This is a genomic window from uncultured Agathobaculum sp., assembly GCF_963927765.1.
Taxonomy (GTDB): domain Bacteria; phylum Bacillota; class Clostridia; order Oscillospirales; family Butyricicoccaceae; genus Agathobaculum.
The window spans coordinates 1-24,081 of sequence record NZ_CAWVCU010000085.1 but is presented as its reverse complement, the minus strand read 5'-3'; the positions used below and the strand labels follow the sequence as shown (position 1 = coordinate 24,081).

Sequence of the window (24,081 nt, the reverse complement as noted above, 5' to 3'; positions counted from 1 at the left end):
AAGCGTGCAAAGCACGCTTCTTTTGTATTTTTCGGAAAAAACGCCGATTTTACCGCGCTTTGCTTGCATACGCCATGCAGTTGGGGTATCATAATAGAGTATTGAAATTCATACCGGAAAGGAAGTATTTCCATGGAAACCATGCAGATCCCTGCCCGCGCGGAGGTTGCCGCGCAGGACAAATGGGCCATCCATGATCTGTTCGCCACCGATGACGATTGGCGCGCGGCACTGGCTGCGGCCAAGGAGTATGTGCCGCGGGTGCAGGCGTTTCGCGGCCGTCTGGGCGAGAGCGCCCAGACGCTGCTGGACTACCTGCGGCTGGATGATGAAATCAGCCTTGCGTTTGACGCGCTGGTGCACTATGCGCAGCGCAAAAGCGACGAGGATACCCGCGTTGCGGCCTATCAGGAGATGGTCAGTCAAGTGATGCGGCTGGCAGTCGAATTGCAGTCGGCAGCGGCGTTCCAGACGCCTGAATTGCTTGCCATCCCGGAGGATACGCTCGAGGGCTTCTATCAAACCGCGCCTGACCTTGAGCTGTACCGCCGGAACATCGACCGTGTGCGCCGCCGTAAGGAGCATGTGCTGTCGGATAAGGAAGAGGCGCTGCTTGCCGCCGCCGGTGAAATGGCCGCCGCGCCCGATGACGTGTTTTCCATGCTCAACGACGCTGACCTTCAGTTCCCGGACGCGGTCGACAAGGACGGAAATAAGCACCCCGTGACCCATGGCACGTATATTCCGCTCATGCAGTCCTACGACCGCACGCTGCGCAAGTCCGCATTCGATTCGCTCTATTCGGTCTATGGCCAGTTCCGCAATACCGCTGCGGCGATTCTGTCCGCGCAGATGAAGCAGCTGCTGTTCTTCTCGAACGCCCGCAAATATCCCTCGACACTCGCTGCCGCACTCGATGGCACCGAGGTCGACCCCGCGATTTACCACAACCTCATTGACGCAGTCCACCGCTCGTTTGCCCCGATGCATCGTTATGTATCGTTGCGCCGCCGTGCACTCGGTGTGGATGAACTGCACATGTACGATTTGTATGTGCCGGTGGTCGAGGGCGTGGAAATGAAATTCACCTTTGACGAAGCCAAGGAAATCGCACTGAAAGCGCTCGCGCCCCTCGGCGGGGACTACCTGAACCTGCTGCGCGAGGGTTTCAACAATGGCTGGATCGACGTATACGAAAATCAGGGCAAGCGCTCGGGCGCGTACTCGGCGGGCGCGCGCGTGCATCCTTTTGTGCTACTGAACTTTAAGGGTACGCTCGACGATGTGTTTACGCTCGTGCACGAAATGGGCCACGCGATCCACTCTTACCTGTCCAATAAGCACCAGCCGACCGCCTATCAGGACTATGTGATTTTCGTAGCTGAGGTCGCCTCGACCTGCAACGAAGCGCTGCTGATGGAGTATCTGCTGTCGGTCACCGAGGACAAAAAGCAGCGCGCTTATCTCATCAATCATTTTCTTGAACAGTTCCGCGGCACGCTGTACCGCCAGACCATGTTCGCGGAGTTCGAGCTGCGCGTCAACGAAATGACCCAGCGCGGCGAGGGTACGACTGCCGAGGCGCTTTGCGCGCTGTACAAGGAACTGAACGTGCAGTATTTCGGGTCGGATATGATCGTCGATGATGAAATTGCACTCGAGTGGGCGCGCATCCCGCACTTCTATTATGATTACTACGTTTATCAGTACGCCACCGGCTACGCTGCGGCGATCGCGCTGTCGCGCCGTATTCTGCGCGAGGGCGAGAGCGCGGTGCGCGACTATATCGGCTTCCTGTCCGGCGGCTGCTCGGCCGACCCGGTGACGCTTCTGCGCGGCGCAGGCGTCGATATGGCGAGCCCCGCCCCGGTCGAGGATGCGACAAAGCTGTTTGACGAGCTGATTGGGGAAATGGAAGCGCTTCTGGCGTGACAAACACAGGGAAATCCTGTATAATGAATGAAAATACCGGAGAGGAGAGATCGAATGCCGAAAATCGGATTGATCTCGCTCGGCTGTGCCAAAAATCTGGTGGACAGCGAGCACATGCTGGCTCTGCTGCGTGCAGCGGGCTGGGAAATTACCGAGGACATGGCCGAGGCTGATGTGGGTGTGGTCAACACCTGTGGCTTCATCGAGGCCGCCAAGAGCGAGGCCATCGAGACCATTTTGGAGACCGCGCAGTACAAGCAGGCCGGCAAGATGAAGGGCTTGGTTGTCACGGGTTGTCTCGTGCAACGCTACGCGGAGGAAATGCAAAAGGAGCTGCCGGAAATTGATGCGATCTGCGGCACGGGCAGCTATGAAAACATCGTGGACGCGGCAAATGCCGCGCTCGGCGGCCAAAAGGCCGCGTACATGGCGGATATGGCGGCGGCAGCGCTCGACGGCGACCGCAATCGCCTGACCCCGTCCTACACTGCGTACTTTAAGATCGCGGAGGGCTGCTCCAACCGCTGCGGCTACTGCATCATCCCCAAGCTGCGCGGGCCGTACCGCTCGCGCGAAATGGACGCGTTGCTCGAAGAAGCGCGGGAATTGGTGGATGCAGGGGTCAAGGAACTGATCATTATTGCCCAGGACATCACCAAGTACGGTATGGACCTGCCCGCGCACAAGCGTTTGCTGCCCGAATTGCTGCGGCAGCTGTGTCAGCTGAACTTCACATGGGTGCGTCTGCACTATCTGTACCCCGATCAGATCACGGAAGAACTGATTGACGTGATTGCGTCCGAGCCGAAGATCGTGAAATACTTGGACATCCCGCTTCAGCATGTATCGCGCCGCATTCTGCGTGCGATGCACCGTCCGGGCGACGGCGAGGAGTTTGCCGCGCTCATCGAAAAGCTGCGTACGCGCATTCCGGGACTAGTGCTGCGCACCAGCCTGATCGTCGGTCTGCCGGGCGAGACCGAGGAGGAATTTGCAGAGCTGTGCAGCTTCCTGCAGGAGACGCAGATCGAACGCGTTGGTGTGTTCGAGTTTTCGCCCGAGGAAGGGACGGAGGCCGCCGAGCTGCCCGACCAAATCGACGCGGAGACCAAAGCCAATCGCCGTCTGATTGTGGAGGAATTGCAGTCCGGCGTGCTGGACGATTACAATACCTCGCGTCACGGTGAGACGATGGACGTACTCTGCGAAGGCTTCGGCGACGAGCAGCAGCTTTGGTTTGGCCGCACCTATGCCGATTCGGTCGAGGTCGACGGGCATGTGTATTTCGAGAGCGACGGCGAGCCGCAGGAGGGCGAGTTTGTCTCCGTGCGCATCACGGAAAGCCTTGGGCCTGACCTGCTCGGCGTACAACAAAAGGGGGAATAAAAATGACAGCAGCCAACAAAATCACGCTGACCCGCATTGCGATGATCCCGTTTTTTCTGTATTTCGCGTCGCAGTCGATGCTGCTTTTCGATCAGGACGCCACGGCGCACAGTATTGTGCCGACCTATCAGTTCCCGACCGCGACGGTAGTCGCGCTCGTATTGTTCTGTGTGGCGAGCTTTACGGACTTTCTCGACGGCTATGTTGCCCGCAAGTACAATCAGGTGACCGACTTCGGCAAGTTCGTCGATCCGCTGGCGGATAAGCTGCTCGTATCTTCGGCGCTCATCCTGTTTGCCGAGCAGGGCGCAATCGCGGGCTGGATGGTATGCGTCATTCTAGCACGTGAGCTGATCATCACGTCGCTGCGCGTGGTCGCGGCGAACAAGGGTCGCGTGCTTGCCGCGACGTGGACGGGTAAGGTTAAAACCTGCGTGCAGATCGGCGGCATCATTGTCATTTACCTGTATTACATCCTGTTTCCGAACATGGACTTTGGCAACGGCCCGCTGTGGCTCATGCCGCCGCAGTATGCGCAGCAGCTGTCCGGTGATATTTCCTCGGTCACGCTGGTTGCCATCGTCGGCTGGGTGGTCACGTTGGTGACGATCTACTCCGGCTGGGATTATCTGCGCAAGAATTGGGACATCATCAAGGACGGCGCAGTAAAGCAAAAGTAAAATAGTAAAAAGGACAGGCTTGCCTGTCCTTTTTGTGTTCCCTTTTGCGCAAAATTCCTGTACAATAGAAGCAGCAATGACTGAAAGGGGAAAGAGGTATGTCGATTCAGGAAATCTGCCGGGTCGCGGAATGTGCGCGGCTGGGCGAAGGCTTATATTCCATTACCATGCACGCGCCTGCGATCTGTGCGCAGACGCAGGTCGGCCAGTTTGTGCACATCGCGTGCGGCGAGGGCAATCTGCTGCGCCGCCCGATCTCGATCTGCGACTGGCAGGATGGCAATTTACGCATCGTGTTTCAGGTCAAGGGTGAGGGCACAAAGTGGCTTGCCGAACGCAAGGAAGGGGACGAGCTGGATGTGCTCGGGCCGCTCGGCCACGGGTTTGACACCGCTGCCCTCGGCGCAAAGCCGGTCTTTATCGGCGGCGGCATCGGCGTGCCGCCCATGCTCGCGTGCGTGAAGAAGGCAGCGGGCGAGGGTGCGCAGCCGCGTGCTATCCTCGGCTTCCGCAACAAAGATGCAGTGATTCTCGAGGACGATTTCAAGGCCGTCTGTGAAGCGTTCGTCACGACTGACGACGGCTCGTATGCGCGGCACGGCTTTGTCACCGATGTGCTGAAAGAGCTCGTCGCGGACGCGACCGGCGTTGCGGCTTGCGGCCCGAAGCCGATGCTCAAAGCCATCGCCGCGATTGCGGAAGAAGCGGGTCTACCCTGTCAGGTCTCGATGGAGGAGCGTATGGGCTGCGGCATCGGCGCATGTCTGGTGTGCGCATGTGCGCTCAAGAGCGAAAACGGCGAAACCCGTTACGGTCACGTCTGCAAGGACGGGCCGGTGTTTGACGCAAAGGAGGTCGAGTGGTAATGGCGGATCTGAGAGTGAATTTTTGCGGCGTGGAGCTGAAAAACCCCATCACGACCGCATCCGGTACGTTTGGCTTCGGCCATGAGTACGGCGAGTTCTTTGACTTGTCCCTGCTCGGCGGCATCGGCGTCAAGGGCCTGACCCCGACCGAGCGCCTTGGCAACCCCGCACCCCGCATCGCGGAGACCCCGGCGGGCATTCTCAACTGCGTCGGTCTGCAAAATCCGGGTATCGACCGCTTTATCGAGGAGCAGATCCCGTTCCTGCGGCAGTACGACACCGCGATCATCGCGAACGTGTCGGGCAACACGGTCGAGGAATATGAGGGTATGGTCGAGAAAATTTCGGATGCGGACGTAGACCTCATTGAAATGAACATCTCCTGCCCGAACGTCAAGTGCGGTGGCATGGCGTTCGGTACGCGGTCGGACATGGTCGAGGAAGTGGTGTCGGCGGCGAAGAAAAAGGCGAAAAAGCCGCTGATCGTAAAGCTGTCACCTAACGTCACCGACATCACCGAGATCGCGCGCGCCGCCGAAGCTGCGGGTGCAGACGCGCTCTCGCTCATCAATACGCTGCTCGGCATGCGCATCAATATCGAGATGAGAAAGCCCATCCTGTCCAACATCATGGGCGGCTTGTCCGGCCCGGCGGTGTTCCCGGTCGCGGTGCGCATGGTTTATCAGGTGCGCAGGGCGGTTTCCGTGCCGATTCTGGGCATGGGCGGCATCCGCACGGGCAAGGATATTGTGGAAATGCTGCTCGCAGGTGCGGATGCAATCGCAATGGGTACGGTCATGTTTGCCGACCCGATGGCTCCCGTCAAGGCACTGCGCGAGCTGGAGGAATGGATGGACGCGCACGGCGTGAAGTCGGTTTCCGAGCTGTCCGGTGCGGTGGAGGTCTAAAGCATGACCACGGTTTACCTCATCCGCCATGCGGAAGCCGAGGGCAACGTCTATCGCCGCTGCCATGGGCAGTATGACAGCCTGCTCACGCCCCGCGCATATGAGCAGCTGCCCTATCTGGCGAAACGGTTTGAGAACGTGACGCTCGACGCGGTCTATGCGTCTGATTTGTTCCGCGCGCGCATGACTGCAAAGGCCGTCGCCGCGCCGCATGGGCTGAACGTGGAAATCCGTCCGGTGCTGCGCGAGATCGACATGGGCGACTGGGAGGATATCCCGTGGGCTGAATTGCCGCGCATCTGGCCGGAGGAATACGCTGTCTGGCGCGCGCGCCCGTGGGATGCGGTGCCGCCGCACGGTGAAAGCGTCATGCAGGCCGGTCGGCGCATGCTGGACGGTGTGCGTCGGTTGGTGGCCGAGCACGAGGGGCAGACCTTCGCCGTCGTGACACATGGCTCGGCGATTCGCGGCGCGCTGACCATTGCGCACGGCTTTGCGCCTGAGCAGATGGGAGAAATCGGCTGGGGCGATAACACCTGCGTTGCCAAATTTGAGTTTAATGGTCCGGATCAGATCGAGGTCGTGTACGAAAACGATGCTTCCCATCTGCCGCAGGAGCTTTCCACCTTTGCCTCCATCGGCTGGACGGATAATAAGGGCGTACCGACCACGCCGCAAATCTGGTTCCGCCGCGCCGACCCGATGGACGAAGCCGACGCTGCTAAAATCGTCGCATTCATGCGTGAACTGCATCAGAACGCCTACGGCACGGACGCGGGGCTGGACGCTGCCGCGCTGCTGGCCGATGTTGAGCGCGCGCAGCGCGTGTCGCCGCGCTCGTGCTGCTTTGGCTGTCTGGAGGACGGCACGCCGGTGGCGCTCGTTTATCTTAAAACGTGGTATGATGAGGAGCCGGGTGTCGGTCTGGTCGGCGGCTTCTGCATCGATAAAGCGTATCGTGGCCACGGCCTGAGCGGGCAAATTCTCGGGCAGGCCATCAGCGTGTACCGCGCGCTCGGTAAGGACTACTTATGTGCACATGTTGCGTCGGAGAACGCGCGCGCGCAGGGCTTCTATCACAAATTTACGTTTGAGCAGCGCGGTGAATATCGGGACGAAAACGGCTTGCATTATCGCATGTTCAAGCGTATCTGCGTGGATTAACGCACTTTGGAAGGGCATTCTACCGCTGGTAGAGCGCCCTTCTTCCATTTGTCGGTTGCCCATGGGGCTGCTTTCTGCTATGCTGAAAGCAGGAAAAGGGAGGTGGAGCAGATGGATGCAAGGAATACAGGCGCATTGATTGCGCAAAGGCGCAAAGCACTTGGGATGACGCAGAAGCAGCTGGCTGAACGGCTGCTAATTTCGGATAAAGCGGTCAGCAAATGGGAAAACGGCGCAAGCTACCCGGAGGTGACGCTGCTGCCGCCGCTGGCGCAAATCCTCGGCATCACGGTCGATGAACTGCTGGCGGGGGCTGTGCGGGAAGACGGGCAGTCACAGGAGGCGGAGCAGACAGATGCCGCCGACACACCGAACGAACAGGCGGCTGCGCCGCCACTTGATGGACATCTCGCACCGCAGGACTATTTGGCTGATCGGCTGGGCAGCGTGGACGACAAAATGCTGCTTGCGGCGGTTGTGCTCATCCTTACGGCGGCGTATTGCGGCAGCCTGTTCGGGCAGGCGGCGGTGCTGCGTAATCTGGTGGTCATTCTGGTGGTGTATGTCGCATTCCGCGTATGGCATAACAAGCAATGCGACCGCTTTTCTGTGCTTGGCGTGGATACAACGGTCAGCCGCCGACGTGTGTGCATGGCTGACCGGCTGTTCGGCATCGTGTGGGTGTTTGAATTGCTGGTGTGGTGGCTGCTCAAACGGTTAAGCTGGTTACTGCTCGACTATGAAGCTGCCAAAATTGGCCGTTATTATGTCATGTATAGCGCGGGGGATGTGAACATCAACAGCCATCAGCCTTGGTTGTTGCTCTATGCAGTGGCAGCAGTGCCGTTGTTCCTCGTGATGGTGGCGATGTTTTCACTGGCTTACCGCCGTATGGACGCAGAAACCCGATTCCGGCCGCTCGCAGTCGTGCTGCCCGTGCTACCCTGCCTGATGGGTACGGGTGCGATTGGATATCTGCGCGCGCAGGCTGCGCTGGCGAACATGCCGGACTACGGCGTGCCGCTGGCGACAGTAAACGAGCGAAATGCATTTGAACAGTCGCTTCTGCACGCGGGACAAGATGCGCTGAACGGCGCAGCCATCGTTATAGCGGTATTGGTTGTGGTGTTGCTGGTGCTGTGGCGCGTGACGCACGGCCGGGTGCCATTCGCCAGTACGGTTATGCTGGGGGTGTATGCTGTGATCTGGCTACCGTCTAACGCGCTGTGGTTGGATATTGGGTATGAGCAGTTCATTGAGGCGGGCGGAACGGAGAATATGACCATCCAGCTTGGCGGGCTGGTCACGCTGATAATGGCGACCGCGCTTTGTGCAGGTATTGCGCTGTTTGCGGACAGCCTGCGGCGGAAAAAAGGATGAACAGACAGAAAAAAGGCTTGGAACCGAAGTTCCAAGCCTTTTTATTATGCATTAGTAAATGGCGACCGTCGTGCCGACCGGGATATTGTTGTAGATCCACTTGATGTCGTTCTTGTACATGCGCACGCAGCCGTGCGAGACGGGATAGCCCGCGCTGAAGTCATATTCGGTATCCGTGCCCGGGTAGCACAGGCGCGAGTGGAACGCATAGCCCGTGCCGGGATAGAAGCCAACGACCGGGCGCACGGTGTAGGTGCTGGTCGTCCAGCCGCCCGCGGACTTATAGGAGACCGTCGTCAGGCCGGTGGGCGTTGGCGTGGAGGCTGCGCCCGTGCCGACAAGGAAGGATTTGATCAGCTTCCAATTGCCTTTAGAGCCTTGGAATACGTTGACGTGCTGGTAGGCGCGATTGATCCAGACAAGGTACTGGGTCTTGCTCGAATAGCCTTTGGCATTGACCCAGACTTCCTTTTCATAGGTCTGATAATCGTTGTTGATCGCATAAGACGTGGTGTAATTGCCGCGATAGGTCGAGGAGACCAGATTCAGGATGCGGTTTACATCGCGCTGATAGTACCACTCGTCCGAGTAATTCTCGATCGGCACCGTTTTTTCCACATACTTCTCTTCGATTTCACCGGTCGAGGGGTTTTCATAGGTCAGCTTAAAGCCCATGGTCACGCTGGTATCCATGTCCTTGGTGAAGGTGAAATAGGTTGTGATGCGGGAAGCAGCGTCCGCAGTCAGCTCAAAGCTGTCGTTGGAATAGCCGCTCATTGGCTTGCCGTTTTTATACCACTGTGCGGAACAGATCTTGGGTTCGGTTACGCCCTGGAAGGTGACCTGGGTCACCAGCGAACCACCCGCCTTGACCTTGTCCGGCACGCCCATCGAGAGTGTTACGCCGGTAAGACCGGGGTCGATGTTTTCGATCATGGAATCCGCCGGGATGGATACGGTGCAGTTGACCGCACGGATATCGACCGTGGTGGCCTTGCCCTTGCCGTCTACTGTTGTGCCGACGCCTGCCACCAGCAGGTTGTCCACCGTTCCATTCAGCGTCAGCTTGTTGTTTTTCGCACCGCCATTGATGGCAACCGAACCGATCGAGCCGTCAGCCACAATCGTATTGTTGCTGCCGATGATCGTCACGGTATCCGCCTGCAACTCATACAGGTTGATCGTGCGGCCGGAAGCGGTGATCTCGATATTGTCAGCCGTACCGGTATAGTTTACCGTGTTGCCCTTGCCTGCGATGACCAGTGTGCCGGTAGAGGAATCGTCCGACAGGGTCACATCCGCCGTGCCTGCAGGATCGACCGCAAGGGTGGAGAGGTAAGAGCCGTTCTGCACGTTGAGCTTGGTGTTTTCCGCGCCCTTGAGCACCACGCGGTCGTGTGCAGTGACCGCGTCAAGCGTGGTATTCTGCGCGGCAGTGGCGAAAATCAGGTCGCCGTTCAGTTCCGTATCGGATACCGTGTATTCCGGGAAAGCGAGAATGGCATTGCCGGTCAGCGACGCCGCCGGTTCAGCACCCGTCTCGGCATCCGTGTCGGTTTCGGTGCTTGCTTCGGTATCCGTGTCTGCATTTTCACCGGTCTCCGCAGCTGCATCTGCGGTTTCCTCCTGCGGGGCAAGGATCTGATCCGCAACGCGGGTGATCATGGTGACAAACTGCGCACGGGTGAGCGTAGCCTGCGGGGCAAGGGTGGTATCGGTCACGCCGTTGACCACACCGGCAGATACCAGCGCGGCTGCTGCCTGCTGCTGCGCTGCGGTCATCGAGCCGATGTCGGTGAAAGCGCTCAGTTCATCTGCACCGGCTTCCGCGCGGTCAAAGACGAATGCGCGGGCGAGCAGCTCAAATGCTTCCGCGCGGGTGGCGGCGGTGTCGAAGTTGCGGCTGTCGTTCGCGTCGATCAGGCCGAGGTGAATGGCTTTGCCGAGGTCGGCTGCGTACCACGCGTTGGAAGGCGTGCCGCTCAGGCCGCTCGTGTCATCCGCGATGCTCGCGCCGAGCGCACGGTTGAGCATAACGATGGCTTCCGAACGCTTGACCGGGTCATCCGGCAGCATTTTGCCGTCCGTACCCTTGAGCAGACCCATATCGACTGCCGTGTTCAGCGCATTTTCCGCCCAGTGGCCCACAATATCGGGGAAAGCAGGCTCGGCAGGCTGTTCCGGTTCTTCGGGCTGCGTTTCTCCGGTCAGCGTCAGCGTGACGGGCAGCGTGCCCGCCATGATGCGCGCAACATACAGCTTGGCAGCATTGAGGTCAAAGCCTCCGGTGATGTTCAGCACCGCGTTATCTGCGTCATAGGACACTGTCTCGCCAATGGCTTCGCCGTCCAGCGTGACGGACAGCGCGTCATCCTCGCCCAGCGCGGCAAGCGCCGTTTGCGCGTCGTCCGTCAAGGTGAGCTGTATGTAAACCGAACCGCCGTCGCCCTCCGCGGGCTGGCCGGCTTCCGCAGCGGTCACGTCCGTGCGGGTCAGGCTGACCGTGCCGTTTGCGTCCGTAATGGACAGGGCATTGGTCTGCGACAGAAAGGCCGCAACGTCGGCCGGGGCGGTGTCCGTGCCGTCCGGCAGGGTGACAATGACGGTCTTGCGGTCATCCGGGAAGGTGATCTGCGCGTCCGACAGCGCCAGCTGTTCCAGACGGTCTTGGAGCACGGTGTGCACCTGCGTGACCATGCTGTCCTCCATCTGGTCGGTGTCCATCTGATCCGGCAGGGTGACCGCAAAGGTCAGCACTGTTCTAGTGTTGTTTTCCTGTTCGGCAGCTGCGTCGCCACCCGCGGCAAATGCGGTGGTCAGCAGCATGACAGCAGCCAAAAGGCCGCTGAAAAGACGTTTTTTCAAGGCATAATCCCCCTTGTTCCATAATAAGTATATTGTACGGTCGTGGGACATGGCTTGTCAAGCCAAAGCGCGGTTTCAGTTTCGATACAAAGTCCGCTTTCCCATGATTTCCCGCTGAGATACCAGACGCAAAATTGGGTTGTTCGGTTCCCGTTACAAAGGTTTACAAGCGCTTTTCTGCATGTTATACTAATATAGGATTGTTATATTTGTATATGATAGAGGAGGAACCATCCATGCTTTGCAAGAACTGCGGCAGGGAGCTGCCCATCGCGGGCAAATTCTGCCCATTCTGCGGCGCGGTCGTTGAGCAGGAGGGCGTCAACGATGAAACCGCCGTCTTTACTTCGCTGCCCGACGAACTGAAAGGGCCGATCGACCTTTCGGCATTTGACGCGGCGATGAAGGAAGATCATCGCGGTAACAGCATGTCAGGGGACGGCGTTACTACGGGCGATCCGTTTGCCGCGACCGATCCGCATATCCCGACGGCGGAGGAGCTGTCGTCGATGCGCCGCCCTTCGGATACGCCGCGCGCATCGCGCGTATCGGGTACGTCGCGTTCGTCCGGCACACCGCGCACGACCTATTTTTCCGAGCCTGACCCGGATGACCAGCCGTATCGCAAGCCTTCCAAGGGGAAAAAGGGCGCGGTGATCGCAGTGGTCGTTGTGTTGATTATCGCGCTGATCGGCGGCGGTATTTGGTTTATCATGAGCCGTCAGCCGGACGAAAACCTGACGCTGGCGGAGAAGTACCTAAATCGCGGCGATTTTGACAAGGCGCTCCAGTATTATACCGCTGCGCAGGCGGAAGCAAAGGACCCCTCCTCTCTGGATGCGACCATTCAGCTGTTGGAGGACTTCCAGACCGCACAGGCTTATGTGGATAATGGTCAGTACACCGAGGCGATCGCGTTGCTCAAGCAGCTGCAAAACCGGGTGACCGATCCGGATTCCGCGCTGTACGAGGCCATTGAGGATTTGATCGACCAGTCTGAAACCGCGCAGTCGGACAGCGAGTTCGCTTCGGATATTGAGGAAGTGAAGAGCTATCTGGCGGATAAGAAGTATGACGCGGCTGCCGGCAAGCTGGATTCGCTCGATGCGGATGATACGCTGACCAGCGATCAGAAAAAGCAGGTTTCCGAGCTGCGCGACGAGCTGACCAAGGCGCAGGAGGCCGAGCAGAAGCAGCAGGAAACCGAGCAGAAGCAGAACGAGCAGAAGCAGGATTTCAGCAGCCAGATGGATGCGCTCGAGCAGAACGATCTTCAGATCGCCTCCGCCGCTACGCAGGAGGATGAGCTGGCGCTGACGGCAAGCTCGTTTGAGGCGTGGGATAATCTGCTGGTGCAGATGTATGATTATTTGGCAACCGTTTTGAATGCGGATCAGTATGCCGCCGAAGAGGAAAGCTATAAGCAGTGGGTCGAGGAGCGCGACTCCGGCGCGGCGAACGCGGCGAAGGAGAGCTCGGATGAGACGGCAGGCCAGCTTGCCTCTTACAGCTTCAAGCAGAGCTACACCAAGGCGCGCTGCTACAAGCTACTGGATCTGATGTGATAAAAACAGCCTAAATAAAGGAAGAGAAAAAATCATGGCTTTTTGCCGTGATTTTTTTGTCGCTGCATGCTCTGCTGCTTTTGCAAGGCAAATCGAGAAAACATTTGCACAATAAGAGGAAATAACTTGCGTACAGGCAGAGTGAACAACGCAGAAAAGTGTAGAAAAATAGTTTTTGTAGGCTTACACAAGCAACAGAATTTGACATGTATGCAGGATAGGAGTAAAATATATTCATAAAGATAAGGTAAGCACGGAAAGGGGAAAGCCGGATGACGATTCAGCCGAATTATGTGAGTGAGGAACTCCTGCACGAATTGAGCGAGAGTTTTCGCTTGAACAGCCAGATCCCATCGGAGTTGTATTCCCGTTACCGCATCAAGCGGGGTTTGCGCAATGCGGATGGAACGGGTGTGCTGGTTGGCGCGAGTCGGTTGGGTAACGTACACGGCTACATACTCAACGAAGGTGAGCGGGAGCCGATCGAAGGACGGCTGACCTACCGCGGCTATAACGTATATGATTTGATTCATGGTCTGGAAAACGAAAACCGCTTTGGCTTTGAAGAGGTCGGCTATCTGCTGATGTGCGGCAAGCTGCCCACCCGCAGCCAGCTTGCGGAGTTCCAGCACACGATCGGGCTGGAGCGTGCGCTGCCGGACAATTTCACCGAAGACATGATTATGCGCGCGCCCAGTCGCGATATCATGAACAAGCTGGCGGGTGCAACGCTGGCGCTTTATTCCTATGACGAAAATCCGGATGAGACCACGGTAGAGAACATCATGCGGCAGGGCATTAGTCTGATGGCGAAGTTCCCGGTTATCATCTCGCATGCGTATCAGGCCAAGCGGCGTTACTTTGACGGCGATTCTATGTTCCTGCATGTGCCCGATCCGGAACGCTCGACCGCGGAGAACATTCTGCATCTGGTGCGTCCGAACGGCAAGTATACGGATGACGAAGCCAAGCTGCTCGATCGCTGTCTGATCCTGCACGCCGAGCACGGCGGCGGTAACAATTCCTCGTTTACCGTGCGCGTCACCTCCTCGTCCGGCACGGATACGTATTCTGCGATTGCCGCAGCGGTTTCCGCGCTTAAGGGGCCGCGGCACGGCGGTGCGAACCTGCGCGTTGTCAAGCAGTTTGAAGAGATGAAAGCCAACCTGCACGACTGGACGGACGAGGGCGAGGTCGCGGATTATCTGCGCCGCATTCTGGACGGCGAGGCGGGCGATGGCTCCGGCCTGATTTACGGTATGGGCCACGCCATCTATACCAAGAGCGACCCGCGTGCTGTGGCGCTCAAGCGGGCGGCGCGTCCGCTGGCCGAAAAGACTGGCTTTTCCAAGGAAATGGATCTCATTGAGCTGGTCGAAAAGCTCACACCTGCGATTTTTGCCGAAAAGAAGGGCAGCGACAAGCCGATGTGCGCCAACGTGGATATGTATTCCGGGCTGGTGTATAAGATGCTCGGTCTGCCCAAGTCGCTGTACACCCCGCTGTTTGCGACTGCGCGTATTGTCGGCTGGATGGCACACCGGCTGGAGGAGGTCACGACCGGCGGCAAGATCATCCGCCCGGCTTACAAGCCGCTGGCCAAGACGGTCGATTACATCAATCTGGACGAACGGAACTGAGAAGAATGAAAAAAGCGTGTTTCCAAAATGGAAACACGCTTTTCTTGTTTAAGAACGATGCCAAAGGCGGCTTTTGTGCAGCCGTTGCAGTGCGGGCAAGGGTATTGGCGTATCCTCCGAATCTGCGTTCGCTGCTGCACGGAAGGGGAGATGGATGAGCAAGCTGGCGCCTGACAGCAGGACAAAGGTGCAGCCCAGATAAATACTGCGGCCAAAGGTGTTGAAAATCCATACCAGCGGCGTGCCGGTCGGAGGAGCGTAGAGGAACATATAATTTTCTCCGAACAGCTGGTCCACCATGCTGACGGCCAGAGCGGCAAGCAGGAAAATGCACAGCACCCGGGGAAAACGCTGGATGGATGGACGGTGCAGGCCGCACAGGATCATCGCAAGCGGGACAAAAACCAGCAAGCCATGTAGCGCAAAGGTTTGCAGCGTCTGGAAAGACAGTAGCGGGTAATAATCCGCCACACCGGCGGGCATGACTGTGCCGAAAATACCGCCAAGCAGCGACGTGGCATACACGAAATCGCGGAAACAGGTGAACTTCGTGAATACGGCCAGCGGAATGAACAGGCTTTGCAGGCCGCACAGGTGAAGCGGAAGCAGCTTGACCAGCGAGGTCGTGCCCGTCAAATACAGCCAGATCGAGTGGCTCAGTTCGAGCGTGGGAACGAGGATCGCCGCGCCGTACAGCACATGCTGCGCTTGCTGCGGCTGTAATTGCCGGATCCAGAGCAGCCCTGCGATGATGCAGCCCGCGAGCGCCAGCAGAAGCAGGATGTGCCGCAGGCCGAGCAGCGGGAACGCGTCCGGATGCGGTGCGTCGCAGCGCGCAAAAAAAGTCGTCATGTTTGGATGTCCTTTCTTCCATCTCGTGGAATGGATCAAAAGATATAAAAGGCAGGATACGACTCTTTTGTGTAGAATTTGTGAACAAATGATAAAAACATTGAAAAAAGAGAGGAGAAACGGCAAAAGAAACAAAAACAGGCTGCTTTTGCAGCCTGTTTTTTTCATATCACACAATGGTTTAGAGCGAAGCCTTCCACAGTCCGTGCAGGTTGCAGAACTCATAAACGGCTTCAGCCTTTTCGCCCTCTGCCAGACGGAATACCGCCTCGGGCGCGCCCGTGTGGTCGAGCACAGCGCGGTGTACGCCCTTATCGGTCACCAGCCAAATGAACGCGATGTGGTGCTCTTCGGTCATCGGATGTGCCACTTCGCCGACCTTGGCGCGGATGACGTCGCCCTCGACCGTCACGACCGGCACGTGCTTTTCGGCTGCGCCGTCGGTCTCGCCCGCCTTGAATTCCTTCATCTTCTCGCCGCAGCACATCACCGGTACATGATGGTCGTCAATCATTTCGATGATGTTGCCGCAATGCATGCACTTAAAAATCTTCAGTTCCATTGGTAATTTCCTCCTTTGGTTATGTAGAAAAGCGGGTCAATAACCCATTTTTCCCTCTAAAATATCGTCGTGGTCTACCCATTCGGATACATCAATCGTGTCGTATGTATCCGCATCCCGGCGGATGACCACCTTTTCAATGCCCGCGTTGATAATCAGGCGCTTGCACATCGGACAGGAATTGGCGTCCGGCATGATTTCTCCTGTGGACATATCCCGTCCCACCAGATAGAGCGTCGCGCCGAGCATTTGCTCGCGGGGCGCAGCGATGATGGCGTTGGCTTCCGCGTGTACCGAGCGGCAGAATTCATACCGTTCGCCGCGCGGGATGCCCATTTTTGCCCGGATGCAGGTACCGATGTCAATGCAGTTAGCGCGTCCGCGGGGCGCGCCGTTGTAGCCGGTGGACACGATGACGTCATTTTTGACGATCACCGCGCCGAAGCCGCGCCGCAGGCAGGTACTGCGCTCAAGCGCGACCTGCGCCATATCCAGATAATAGTTTACCTTGTCCCGTCGGTTCATAAACAGCCTCCCAGAAAGAATTTATCCGCCGGAAAGCACGCCGCTTTCCAGATAGAGCCGACGCGCTGCGCGCAAAGCGGCGGCGCGGTCGTGTGTAATCAGTACGATGGTGTGGCCCGCATGATGCAGACCGTCGAGCAGGCTGAGCACATCTTCTGCGGCTTCGGGGTCAAGACCCGCCGTCGGTTCGTCCGCCAGCACGACGCGCGGCTTGGTGACGACTGCACGGGCAATCGCCACGCGTTGCTGCTGGCCGCCGGAGAGCTGGTCGGGCCGGTGGGTTGTCCGCTCGGACAGACCGACGCGCGCCAGCGCCTGTTCGGCGCGTTCCAGCCGTTCGGTGCGCGGTATCCCTTGCAGGGTAAGCGGCAGCGCAACGTTTTCCAGCGCGGTCATGCCGGGCAGCAGGCGGAAGCCCTGAAAGATAAAGCCGATCTGCTCGCTGCGCAACCGCGCAAGCGTATGCGGCGGCAGGCAGGATACATCCGCCCCGCCGAGCAGATATTGCCCTGCGGAAAGCGTGTCGAGCAGGCCGAGAATGTGCATGAGCGTACTTTTGCCCGAACCGGATGCACCGGTGATGGAAACATAGTCGCCGGCCGCCACATGCAGGTTGACGTCACGCAGCGCCTGCACACCGCTGTCATGATATATTTTACTCGCATGGATGAGCTTTAGCAAGGTTTTTCCCCTTCCTTCCCGCCCTTATTTTGCATGGAGAAAAGCCGTATTATACCAAAAAAACAGGGCTTCCGTTTGGGAAGCCCTGTTTGATTACAGCGTGGGAAGGTTTTTGCGCCATGCGCCGGTTTTGTAGAACAGAACGGAAAGCCCGGAACCCAGGAACCAGCCGATTGGCCAGGACAGCCAGATACCCAGCTCGCGCCAGACGTGGAACAGCACGATCGAGAGCACCACGCGGATGATGAGGTCAGAAAAGGTCGTGATCATGAACGGCCGCATCGCGCCCGCGCCGCGCAGCACGCTATCGCAGACGAATTTGATGCACACGATCAGGTAGAACGGCGTGACGACGAACAGATACTGCCGTCCGACATCGATGACCCCCGAACCGCTGCCCGCCGGCACAAACAGACCGACCAGCGTGTTGGCAAACAGCAGATAGATCGCGGTGAACACGACCGAAAGCGACAGCGAAAAGGCGGCGCCTGCTTTCAGCCCCATGCTGACGCGGTCGAGCTTGCGCGCGCCGATGTTCTGTGCGACATAGCTGGACAGACCGGAGGCAAACGACATGCAGCAGGTCAGCGCAAACATATTGACCTTGGTCGCAGCGGAAAAGCCCGCGATAACGGTCGCGCCGCACAGGTTGACATAATACTGGATGATGACGTTGCCGACCGAGACAAAGCTCTGCTGCGCGATGGACGGAATGGCATAGTTGGTCAGGCGGCGCAGCATTTCGGGTGCGAACGGCAGGAAATGTCCGCCCGTGTCGAACGAGCGCACCCGGCGCAGCAGCAGCAGGAAGGCCAGCGCACCCGCGCAGCCCTGCGCAATAAAGGTCGCCCACGCAACGCCCGCAACGCCCCACTGGAACACGGCAACGAACACCAGATCAAGGATGACATTGCTCACCGAGGATAGAATCAGCAGAATGAGCGGGGTACGGCTGTCGCCCATTGCGTTGAAGATACCGGTGCAGACGTTATAGATGAACAGAAACAACAGACCGAATACATACACCCGCAGATAGAGCGAGCCATCGGCAAAGATGTTTTCCGGCGTTTGCAGTGCGCGCATGATGCCGCCGGTGGCGAGCGTGCCGATGAGGGTCAGGATAAGTGCGATCACGGTGGTGGTCAGCAGCGCAGTGGAAATCGCGGTTTTCATGCGCAGATAGCGCTTCGCGCCGAACAGCTGGGAGACCAGTACGCTGGTGCCGATGTTCACGCCGGTCGCTATCGCGACAAACAGTTGGGTGATCGGATAGCTTGCGCCAACGGCGGCGAGCGCCAGCTCGCCAGCGGCGGGTGTTGCCGCAAAGCGGCCGACGATCATGGAGTCGGCCATCTGGTAAAGCTGCTGGAACGCGACGCTCAGCAGCAGCGGCAGCGAAAACCAGAACAGCTTGGATGAGGGTTTTCCTTCGGTCAGATCGGTGGTCAACGGGATTCCTTCCTTTCGGGTCAATCGGGGTGGGTCAGATGCAGAGAACAGGCTCCCCAAAATGGGGGAGCCATAAAGTAATGCAGTTGTCAAAGATTGCTGCGTTTACGCTTGGTTTTTCTTCTGCTGTGCGGTAATCAGCAGAGTGAGGATCACCAGCAGCACAATGCCAAGCGCCAGCGCGACAATGCCGCTGCCGACAATGCCGCCTACGAGGAAGCCGGTAAAGCTGATCGCGGCGATCATCAAGGCATAGGGCATTTGGGTGGAGACATGGTCGATGTGGTTGCACTGTGCACCTGCGGACGCCAGAATGGTGGTATCCGAGATGGGCGAGATATGGTCGCCGCAAACCGCGCCGGACAGGCAGGCAGCCACGGTCATGACCAGCATCGTGCTCGGCGCATCGCCAAACACCGCAACCGCGATCGGGATGAGGATGCCGAACGTACCCCACGAGGTGCCGGTCGCAAAAGCGAGGCCGAGCGCGATCAGGAAGAAGATCGCGGGCATCAGCATGGACACCATGGAGTTACCGTTAACCACCGAGGAGACAAAGCCGCCGATGTTGAGGTAATCCTCCGAGCATACGCCGGACAGCGTCCAGGCGAGGGTCAGGATCAGGATGGCGGGCACCATGGACTTAAAGCCCTCGGTGAACGCCTCGCAGAACTGCCCAAAGGTGAGCACTTTGCGCGGGATATACAGAATAAAGGTGAAAATCAGCGTAAAGAACGAGCCCAGTACCAGCGAGGTCGAGGAATCGCAGTTGGCGAAAGCGTCAACCACACCAACGCCCTCCAGAATGCCGCCGGTATACAGCATGCCGGAGATGCACAGCACGATCAGCACACAGATCGGCAGGATAAGGTCGTACACCTTGCCGGCGCCGCCGACAACGTAGTTCTCTTCCTGATGGGAAAGATCTTCGCCGCGGTGTGCGCGCTCATATTTCTTCATCGGGCCAAAGTCAAAGTCCACCGCCATCAGCCAGATCAGGAACAGGATGGTCAGCAGTGCATACAGGTTCATTGGGATGGTCTGCAAAAAGAGCGAGAAGCCATCCATCGAGCTGGACTCAGGTAGAGACGAGCCGACAGCCGCTGCCCAGCTCGAGATCGGCGCGACAATGCAGATCGGAGCAGCGGTCGCGTCGATGATATAGGCGAGCTTGGCGCGTGTGATGTTGTATTTATCCGTCACCGGACGCATGACCGTGCCGACGGTCAGGCAGTTAAAATAGTCGTCGACAAAGATGAACATGCCGAGGAACGAGGTGGCAAACGAAGCGCCGCGGCGTGTCCGGATGGTTTTAACCGCCCAGTCGCCATAGGCGCGCGACGCGCCCGATTTGGTGACAAGCGACACCAGAATGCCGAGCAGCACCAGAAAGATACAAATGTTAATGTTGTCACCCAGCTTGCCGCCCATGACCGTGAAGGTCGTTTCGACCGCATGCAGTGGGTTGAAGCCCGTGTACAGCAGCGCGCCCGCCAGAATGCCGATGAGCAGGGAGGAATAAACCTCCTTGGTGATCAGCGCCAGCGCGATCGCAATGATCGGCGGGAGCAGCGTCCACACGGTTGCCGTTAAATCCATTCCATTTTCCCCCTTCATTTTGCAGGATATTTGTTTCATTCCTGCAATGCTCTTTTATTTTATATGGATTGGACCGGCTTGACAAGGTCAAAAACAGTTTTTAGGTGCAAAAAACGTAAATTTGTGCAATTTGTGGGGGGAGGTGATGAAGAAATAGCGGGAATTGTCAAATAATATGGTGCGCGCGCCGGTAGCGGCGCCACTCGCCCAGCACATCGCGCCGCAGCGCGAGCACGCCCGCCAGATTGGGCAGCGCCATCAGGCCGTTGAAGGTGTCGGACAGCGCCCACGCCAGATCCAGCCGCATGACGCAGCCTGCGGCCGCCGCAGCGACGAACAATCCTTTATACAGCGGCACTACACGCGACCCAAACAGGTATTCCGCGGCGCGCTGGCCGTAGTACGACCAGCCGAGCAGGGTGGAAAAGGCGAACAGCGCGAGCGATACCGCGACAAATGCGCCGCCCGGCGCGCCGAACACCACGGAAAACGCACGCGCGGTCAGCGCTGCACCGGTGGGCAGCGCGTCGAGCAGGGGAGTGTCCGCGGCCAGCGCGTACCGGTTGGGGTCGTATACCCCAGCGGTCAGGATGACGAGCGCGGTTACCGTACACATCACGATTGTATCGAAAAACACCTCGAACACGGCCCACATGCCCTGTTCGCACGCTTCCTTTGCGTCCGCTGCCGTATGTACCATGACCGAAGAACCAAGTCCGGCTTCGTTAGAGAACACGCCGCGCGAAATGCCGATGCGAATGGCTTGCTGGATGCCGAAGCCGACCGCGCCGCCGCCTGCTGCCCGCAGGTCGAACGCACAGGACAGGATTTGCCCACAAGCCTGTGGAATAAACTCGCGGCGGCACCACAGCACAACCGCCGCGCCACCCATATAAAACAGTGCCATGGCGGGCACCAGCGCGGTCGTCACGCGGGTGATGCGCCCCAGCCCGCCCAGCATGACTGCGCCCAGTAGGGCGGCGGTCGCAAGGCCGGTCGCAAGCGGCGGCACGCCGAACACACCATGCAGCCCGCCTGCAATCGAGTTGCATTGGCTCATGTTGCCGATGCCGAACGAAGCGAGCGTGCAGAACAGGGCAAACGCCGCGGCAAGCGCGGGCGCGTGCAGCCCCTTTTTCAGATAATACATCGGCCCGCCGCGCCACGCGCCGTCCGGTGCTTTTTCGCGGTACAGCATGCCGAGCGTATTTTCCGCAAACGCGGTCATCATGCCGAAAAAGGCCGCGACCCACATCCAGAACACCGCGCCCGGGCCGCCGATGGTCAGCGCGGTCGCAACGCCCGCAATGTTGCCTGTGCCGACTGTTGCGGCGAGCGCGGTGCACATGGTCGCAAAGGGGGAGATGCCGCCCGCCCGCTGTGATTTACCGGAAAAGCAGGACAGTACGGTACGCCCCAGCCATAGCCGGATGTACCGCAGTTGGAACAGGCCGGTGTGCAGGGTGAAGTAAACGCCCGTGCCCACCAATAAAAGCAGCATGGGCACACCCCAAATGACGCTGCGCACAGCGTCGTTTACACGCGCGATGGTGTCCAGTGGCATGTTCATTCCTCCATTCGGGAAAGTATATGCTTGACTTTCGCACGCAATCCGTTATAATGGAAAAGCAATTCCATAACAGACAGTTCGGAACCATCCTGTCTTTAAACAAAACTACGGAAACAACTTCGATGAAAACCTTGATTTTTATCGAGGGGGCTGTGCCGCGCGGAGCGCGGACAAAGCACGGGCGCGATATTTGCGCGCCGCAAAAGCGGCACACAAAATCGCTTTCTTGTATCAAAAATCAGGCGCATGTCCTGATTTTTGATGAAAATTTGCAAGTATGCAAATTTTCTGTTTGATTGCGCGCCTGATGGCGCGGGTCAAGGGATGGTGTACCGTTTTGGGGTACGCCTTATTTTTTTGCAAAAGAAAGGGGAAAACCGGTGGAGCTGACCCGTTATTCCGTGATCGAGGACAAAAATCCGCGCGAGATCGTGCTGCTGCGCGGACGGGGCTGTGCGTGGAAACGATGCCGTTTCTGCGACTACCATCTGGACGCGTCGCGCGATGAGCAAGCAAATCTCGCCCTCAACCGTGCGGCGCTCGCGCAGGTGACCGGACGGTACGGCCGCCTTGAGGCGATCAACTCCGGCTCGTTTGCCGAGCTGGAGGAGTCCACCATCCGTGAGGTCGAGCGCGTCTGCCACGAAAAGGGCATCCGCGACCTGCACATCGAAAGCCACTGGCTGTTCCGCAAAACGCTGCCCGCACTGCGTGCGCGGTTTGCCGAGCAGGGGATCACGCTGCATGTCAAGATCGGCGTGGAGACCTTTGACGCGGACTACCGCGAGCGGGTGCTCGACAAGGGTATCGACGAAACCGACCCCGCCAAAATCGCCGCGGACTTTGACGACTGCTGCCTGCTGTTCGGCCTTGCCGGACAGACGGCGGACAGCATGCGGCACGACATTGAGACCGGTCTGGCGCACTTTGACCGCGTCTGCGTCAACATCATGGTTCCGAACACCACACCCGTCCGGCCGGACGACGCGTCACGCGCAGCCTTTGTGCGCGACGTGTATCCACTTTACCGAGACAACCCGCGTGTGGATATTCTGTTGGAAAATACAGATTTTGGCGTAGGAGAAGTAAAATGACAAATGAATTATTGTTGATCGGAACGCTTGTGGTGCTGTACGGCGCGGTGCTGCTGTGGTTTTATCTGTTTGGTACCGGTGGACTGATGGCGTTCACCGTGTTTGCGACCATTGCGGCGAACATCGAAGTGATGATTTTGGTGGATGCATTCGGCATGGAGATGACGCTTGGCAACATCCTGTTTGCGACTACCTTCCTTGTGACCGACATTTTGAGCGAGGTCGCGGGCAAAAAAGCCGCGCAGCAAGCGGTCTGGGCGGGCATCGCAGCGAATGTGCTGTTCATTCTGGTGTCGCAGTCGTGGCTGCACTATATTCCGTCGGTAAACGACTGGGTGATGCCGTCCATGCAGGCGGTGTTTTCCAACACGCCGCGCATGATGCTGTCCTCGCTTGCGGTATACGCGGTCGCGCAGATTTTTGACGTTTGGCTGTATCATAAATGGTGGGCGCTGACCGAAAAGCGCACCGGCGACCACCGCGCGTTCCTCTGGCTGCGCAACAATGGTTCGACGCTGGTTTCCCAGCTGGTCAACACCGTGCTGTTCACCACCCTCGCGTTCTGGGGTACTTATGATATGCCGACGCTGATTTCAGTCGCGCTGTCCAGCTATGTGATCTTTATTTTCACGTCCTTGCTTGACACGCCGGTTGTCTATGCGGCGCGGCGCTTGCATGACAAAAAGGCAGGACACACCGCAGACACTGTATAAAATAGAAAAAACAGGGAGAAGCCGCTGCTTCTCCCTGTTTTTTTGCCGGCTGCCTTAGCCCAGCATGTGGCCGACGTTGTTCGCTGCCTTATGCATGGCGTGCTCTGCCTTGTTCGCCGCATGCTGCGCGCTGCGCCGTACCGAAGGATTCATCATCGCGCCCGCTGCCATCATGGAAACGACCGCGCCCGCGACCGCACCGGTCGCAATGCCTGAAATGAAGGGAGATACCCGCATGGTTTGTCCGCCGCCTTTCAATAAAATGTGTTTGGTGCCGCCGAACATAGTATGTCCGCTTTGCGTGAATCCTTACGTTATGCGGCGGCAACAAAATTTGTATAAAAAAACAAAATTGTTTTGTGGTATCGTCTGTTTACAAAAGCCCGTTCATACGATATAATAAATGAAACAATCCGCCTTTAAGGCGCGGCCCGTGAGCCGCCAAGGCAGAAAACAGTGCATACGCCGTCAGCCGGAGAATGGGGGACAGGTGTAATTTTGGGGTACGGCTTTCTGCTTTCGGCGCAGGAGGCTGTTTTTTTGTAAATTTTTCCGATGGGAGGTGGCAGGATGGCCGAACAAAAGGCCGTGATTATGGATGCGGACGGTGTGCGCCGCGCGCTGACCCGCATTGCGTTTGAAATCATCGA

General features: G+C 58.2%; 20 protein-coding genes. 11 read left to right on the top strand and 9 right to left on the bottom strand.

What is annotated here, in order from left to right; genetic code table 11:
* Positions 1 to 132 precede the first annotated feature (132 nt).
* The 7 genes from pepF (at position 133) to ABGT74_RS07785 (ending at position 8,316) form a co-directional block, all read left to right on the top strand.
* Complete coding sequence (gene pepF, locus ABGT74_RS07815; protein WP_346705123.1) at positions 133 to 1,932, top strand: oligoendopeptidase F; 1,800 nt, start codon at positions 133 to 135, stop codon at positions 1,930 to 1,932.
* Between the two features lie 54 nt (positions 1,933 to 1,986).
* Entirely contained in the window at positions 1,987 to 3,318 is a 1,332-nt protein-coding gene (gene rimO, locus ABGT74_RS07810) for a 30S ribosomal protein S12 methylthiotransferase RimO (RefSeq protein ID WP_346705122.1), read from the top strand.
* Between the two features lie 2 nt (positions 3,319 to 3,320).
* Positions 3,321 to 3,998 (top strand): CDP-diacylglycerol--glycerol-3-phosphate 3-phosphatidyltransferase, encoded by a 678-nt coding sequence (pgsA, locus tag ABGT74_RS07805; protein WP_346705121.1) that lies wholly within the window; start codon positions 3,321 to 3,323, stop codon positions 3,996 to 3,998.
* Between the two features lie 98 nt (positions 3,999 to 4,096).
* A complete protein-coding gene (locus ABGT74_RS07800; RefSeq protein ID WP_346705120.1) occupies positions 4,097 to 4,864 on the top strand; it encodes a dihydroorotate dehydrogenase electron transfer subunit in 768 nt (255 codons plus the stop codon).
* The gene (locus ABGT74_RS07795) at positions 4,864 to 5,772 is read left to right on the top strand and encodes a dihydroorotate dehydrogenase (RefSeq protein WP_346705119.1); all 909 of its coding nucleotides are present in this window, start codon (positions 4,864 to 4,866) and stop codon (positions 5,770 to 5,772) included. The genes ABGT74_RS07800 and ABGT74_RS07795 overlap by 1 nt, the downstream gene beginning before the upstream one ends.
* A 3-nt stretch (positions 5,773 to 5,775) precedes the next feature.
* Positions 5,776 to 6,936, top strand: a complete 1,161-nt coding sequence (locus tag ABGT74_RS07790; protein WP_346705118.1) for a bifunctional histidine phosphatase family protein/GNAT family N-acetyltransferase — start codon at positions 5,776 to 5,778, stop codon at positions 6,934 to 6,936.
* Positions 6,937 to 7,047: 111 nt separating this feature from the next.
* Positions 7,048 to 8,316 carry a helix-turn-helix transcriptional regulator gene (locus ABGT74_RS07785; RefSeq protein WP_346705117.1) on the top strand — a complete coding sequence of 423 codons (1,269 nt, stop codon included), beginning with the start codon at positions 7,048 to 7,050 and terminating at the stop codon, positions 8,314 to 8,316.
* Between the two features lie 51 nt (positions 8,317 to 8,367).
* Here ABGT74_RS07785 and ABGT74_RS07780 read toward each other — a convergent pair whose 3' ends face one another.
* Positions 8,368 to 11,181 (bottom strand): S-layer homology domain-containing protein, encoded by a 2,814-nt coding sequence (locus ABGT74_RS07780; RefSeq protein WP_346705116.1) that lies wholly within the window; start codon positions 11,179 to 11,181, stop codon positions 8,368 to 8,370.
* 236 nt (positions 11,182 to 11,417) lie between these two features.
* On the opposite strand from ABGT74_RS07780, the gene ABGT74_RS07775 reads away from it, so the two are divergent.
* Positions 11,418 to 12,746, top strand: a complete 1,329-nt coding sequence (locus tag ABGT74_RS07775; protein ID WP_297284167.1) for a tetratricopeptide repeat protein — start codon at positions 11,418 to 11,420, stop codon at positions 12,744 to 12,746.
* A 272-nt stretch (positions 12,747 to 13,018) separates the two neighbouring features.
* A complete protein-coding gene (locus ABGT74_RS07770) occupies positions 13,019 to 14,386 on the top strand; it encodes a citrate/2-methylcitrate synthase (RefSeq protein WP_346705115.1) in 1,368 nt (455 codons plus the stop codon).
* A 48-nt stretch (positions 14,387 to 14,434) separates the two neighbouring features.
* Here the strand turns inward: ABGT74_RS07770 and ABGT74_RS07765 are convergent, their stop codons facing one another.
* The 7 genes from ABGT74_RS07765 to ABGT74_RS07735 form a co-directional block, all read right to left on the bottom strand.
* Positions 14,435 to 15,238, bottom strand: a complete 804-nt coding sequence (locus ABGT74_RS07765) for a TIGR02206 family membrane protein (protein ID WP_346705114.1) — start codon at positions 15,236 to 15,238, stop codon at positions 14,435 to 14,437.
* 181 nt (positions 15,239 to 15,419) lie between these two features.
* On the bottom strand, positions 15,420 to 15,800 hold the full coding sequence (locus ABGT74_RS07760) for a desulfoferrodoxin family protein (RefSeq protein WP_297284465.1): 381 nt from the start codon (positions 15,798 to 15,800) through the stop codon (positions 15,420 to 15,422).
* A gap of 36 nt (positions 15,801 to 15,836) precedes the next feature.
* Positions 15,837 to 16,325: a deaminase gene (locus ABGT74_RS07755; RefSeq protein ID WP_297284466.1), complete on the bottom strand. Its 489-nt coding sequence runs from the start codon at positions 16,323 to 16,325 to the stop codon at positions 15,837 to 15,839.
* 21 nt (positions 16,326 to 16,346) lie between these two features.
* Entirely contained in the window at positions 16,347 to 17,006 is a 660-nt protein-coding gene (locus ABGT74_RS07750) for an ABC transporter ATP-binding protein (RefSeq protein WP_346705113.1), read from the bottom strand.
* A 93-nt stretch (positions 17,007 to 17,099) separates the two neighbouring features.
* Entirely contained in the window at positions 17,100 to 18,455 is a 1,356-nt protein-coding gene (locus ABGT74_RS07745; protein WP_346705112.1) for an MATE family efflux transporter, read from the bottom strand.
* Between the two features lie 105 nt (positions 18,456 to 18,560).
* Positions 18,561 to 20,054, bottom strand: coding sequence for a Na+/H+ antiporter NhaC family protein (locus ABGT74_RS07740; RefSeq protein ID WP_346705111.1), 1,494 nt, complete (start codon positions 20,052 to 20,054; stop codon positions 18,561 to 18,563).
* A gap of 166 nt (positions 20,055 to 20,220) precedes the next feature.
* On the bottom strand, positions 20,221 to 21,618 hold the full coding sequence (locus ABGT74_RS07735) for a sodium:alanine symporter family protein (RefSeq protein ID WP_346705110.1): 1,398 nt from the start codon (positions 21,616 to 21,618) through the stop codon (positions 20,221 to 20,223).
* A 386-nt stretch (positions 21,619 to 22,004) separates the two neighbouring features.
* On the opposite strand from ABGT74_RS07735, the gene ABGT74_RS07730 reads away from it, so the two are divergent.
* Both ABGT74_RS07730 and ABGT74_RS07725 read left to right on the top strand, forming a co-directional pair.
* Positions 22,005 to 22,718 carry a radical SAM protein gene (locus ABGT74_RS07730; RefSeq protein WP_346705109.1) on the top strand — a complete coding sequence of 238 codons (714 nt, stop codon included), beginning with the start codon at positions 22,005 to 22,007 and terminating at the stop codon, positions 22,716 to 22,718.
* Positions 22,715 to 23,431, top strand: a complete 717-nt coding sequence (locus ABGT74_RS07725) for a queuosine precursor transporter (RefSeq protein WP_297284340.1) — start codon at positions 22,715 to 22,717, stop codon at positions 23,429 to 23,431. Before ABGT74_RS07730 ends, ABGT74_RS07725 begins: the two co-directional genes overlap by 4 nt.
* Before the next feature lie 54 nt (positions 23,432 to 23,485).
* Here the strand turns inward: ABGT74_RS07725 and ABGT74_RS07720 are convergent, their stop codons facing one another.
* Complete coding sequence (locus ABGT74_RS07720; protein WP_297284339.1) at positions 23,486 to 23,668, bottom strand: hypothetical protein; 183 nt, start codon at positions 23,666 to 23,668, stop codon at positions 23,486 to 23,488.
* Positions 23,669 to 24,081 lie beyond the last annotated feature (413 nt).

Bases quoted from the DNA above. Each gene is read 5' to 3' on its own strand.
- ABGT74_RS07740 (WP_346705111.1), bottom strand. From the start codon at position 20,054: ATGGATTTAACGGCAACCGTGTGGACGCTGCTCCCGCCGATCATTGCG.
- ABGT74_RS07790 (WP_346705118.1), top strand. From the start codon at position 5,776: ATGACCACGGTTTACCTCATCCGCCATGCGGAAGCCGAGGGCAACGTC.
- ABGT74_RS07760 (WP_297284465.1), bottom strand. From the start codon at position 15,800: ATGGAACTGAAGATTTTTAAGTGCATGCATTGCGGCAACATCATCGAA.
- ABGT74_RS07735 (WP_346705110.1), bottom strand. From the start codon at position 21,618: ATGCCACTGGACACCATCGCGCGTGTAAACGACGCTGTGCGCAGCGTC.
- pepF (WP_346705123.1), top strand. From the start codon at position 133: ATGGAAACCATGCAGATCCCTGCCCGCGCGGAGGTTGCCGCGCAGGAC.
- ABGT74_RS07795 (WP_346705119.1), top strand. From the start codon at position 4,864: ATGGCGGATCTGAGAGTGAATTTTTGCGGCGTGGAGCTGAAAAACCCC.
- rimO (WP_346705122.1), top strand. From the start codon at position 1,987: ATGCCGAAAATCGGATTGATCTCGCTCGGCTGTGCCAAAAATCTGGTG.
- ABGT74_RS07765 (WP_346705114.1), bottom strand. From the start codon at position 15,238: ATGACGACTTTTTTTGCGCGCTGCGACGCACCGCATCCGGACGCGTTC.
- ABGT74_RS07800 (WP_346705120.1), top strand. From the start codon at position 4,097: ATGTCGATTCAGGAAATCTGCCGGGTCGCGGAATGTGCGCGGCTGGGC.
- ABGT74_RS07775 (WP_297284167.1), top strand. From the start codon at position 11,418: ATGCTTTGCAAGAACTGCGGCAGGGAGCTGCCCATCGCGGGCAAATTC.
- ABGT74_RS07770 (WP_346705115.1), top strand. From the start codon at position 13,019: ATGACGATTCAGCCGAATTATGTGAGTGAGGAACTCCTGCACGAATTG.
- pgsA (WP_346705121.1), top strand. From the start codon at position 3,321: ATGACAGCAGCCAACAAAATCACGCTGACCCGCATTGCGATGATCCCG.
- ABGT74_RS07720 (WP_297284339.1), bottom strand. From the start codon at position 23,668: ATGCGGGTATCTCCCTTCATTTCAGGCATTGCGACCGGTGCGGTCGCG.
- ABGT74_RS07725 (WP_297284340.1), top strand. From the start codon at position 22,715: ATGACAAATGAATTATTGTTGATCGGAACGCTTGTGGTGCTGTACGGC.
- ABGT74_RS07785 (WP_346705117.1), top strand. From the start codon at position 7,048: ATGGATGCAAGGAATACAGGCGCATTGATTGCGCAAAGGCGCAAAGCA.
- ABGT74_RS07755 (WP_297284466.1), bottom strand. From the start codon at position 16,325: ATGAACCGACGGGACAAGGTAAACTATTATCTGGATATGGCGCAGGTC.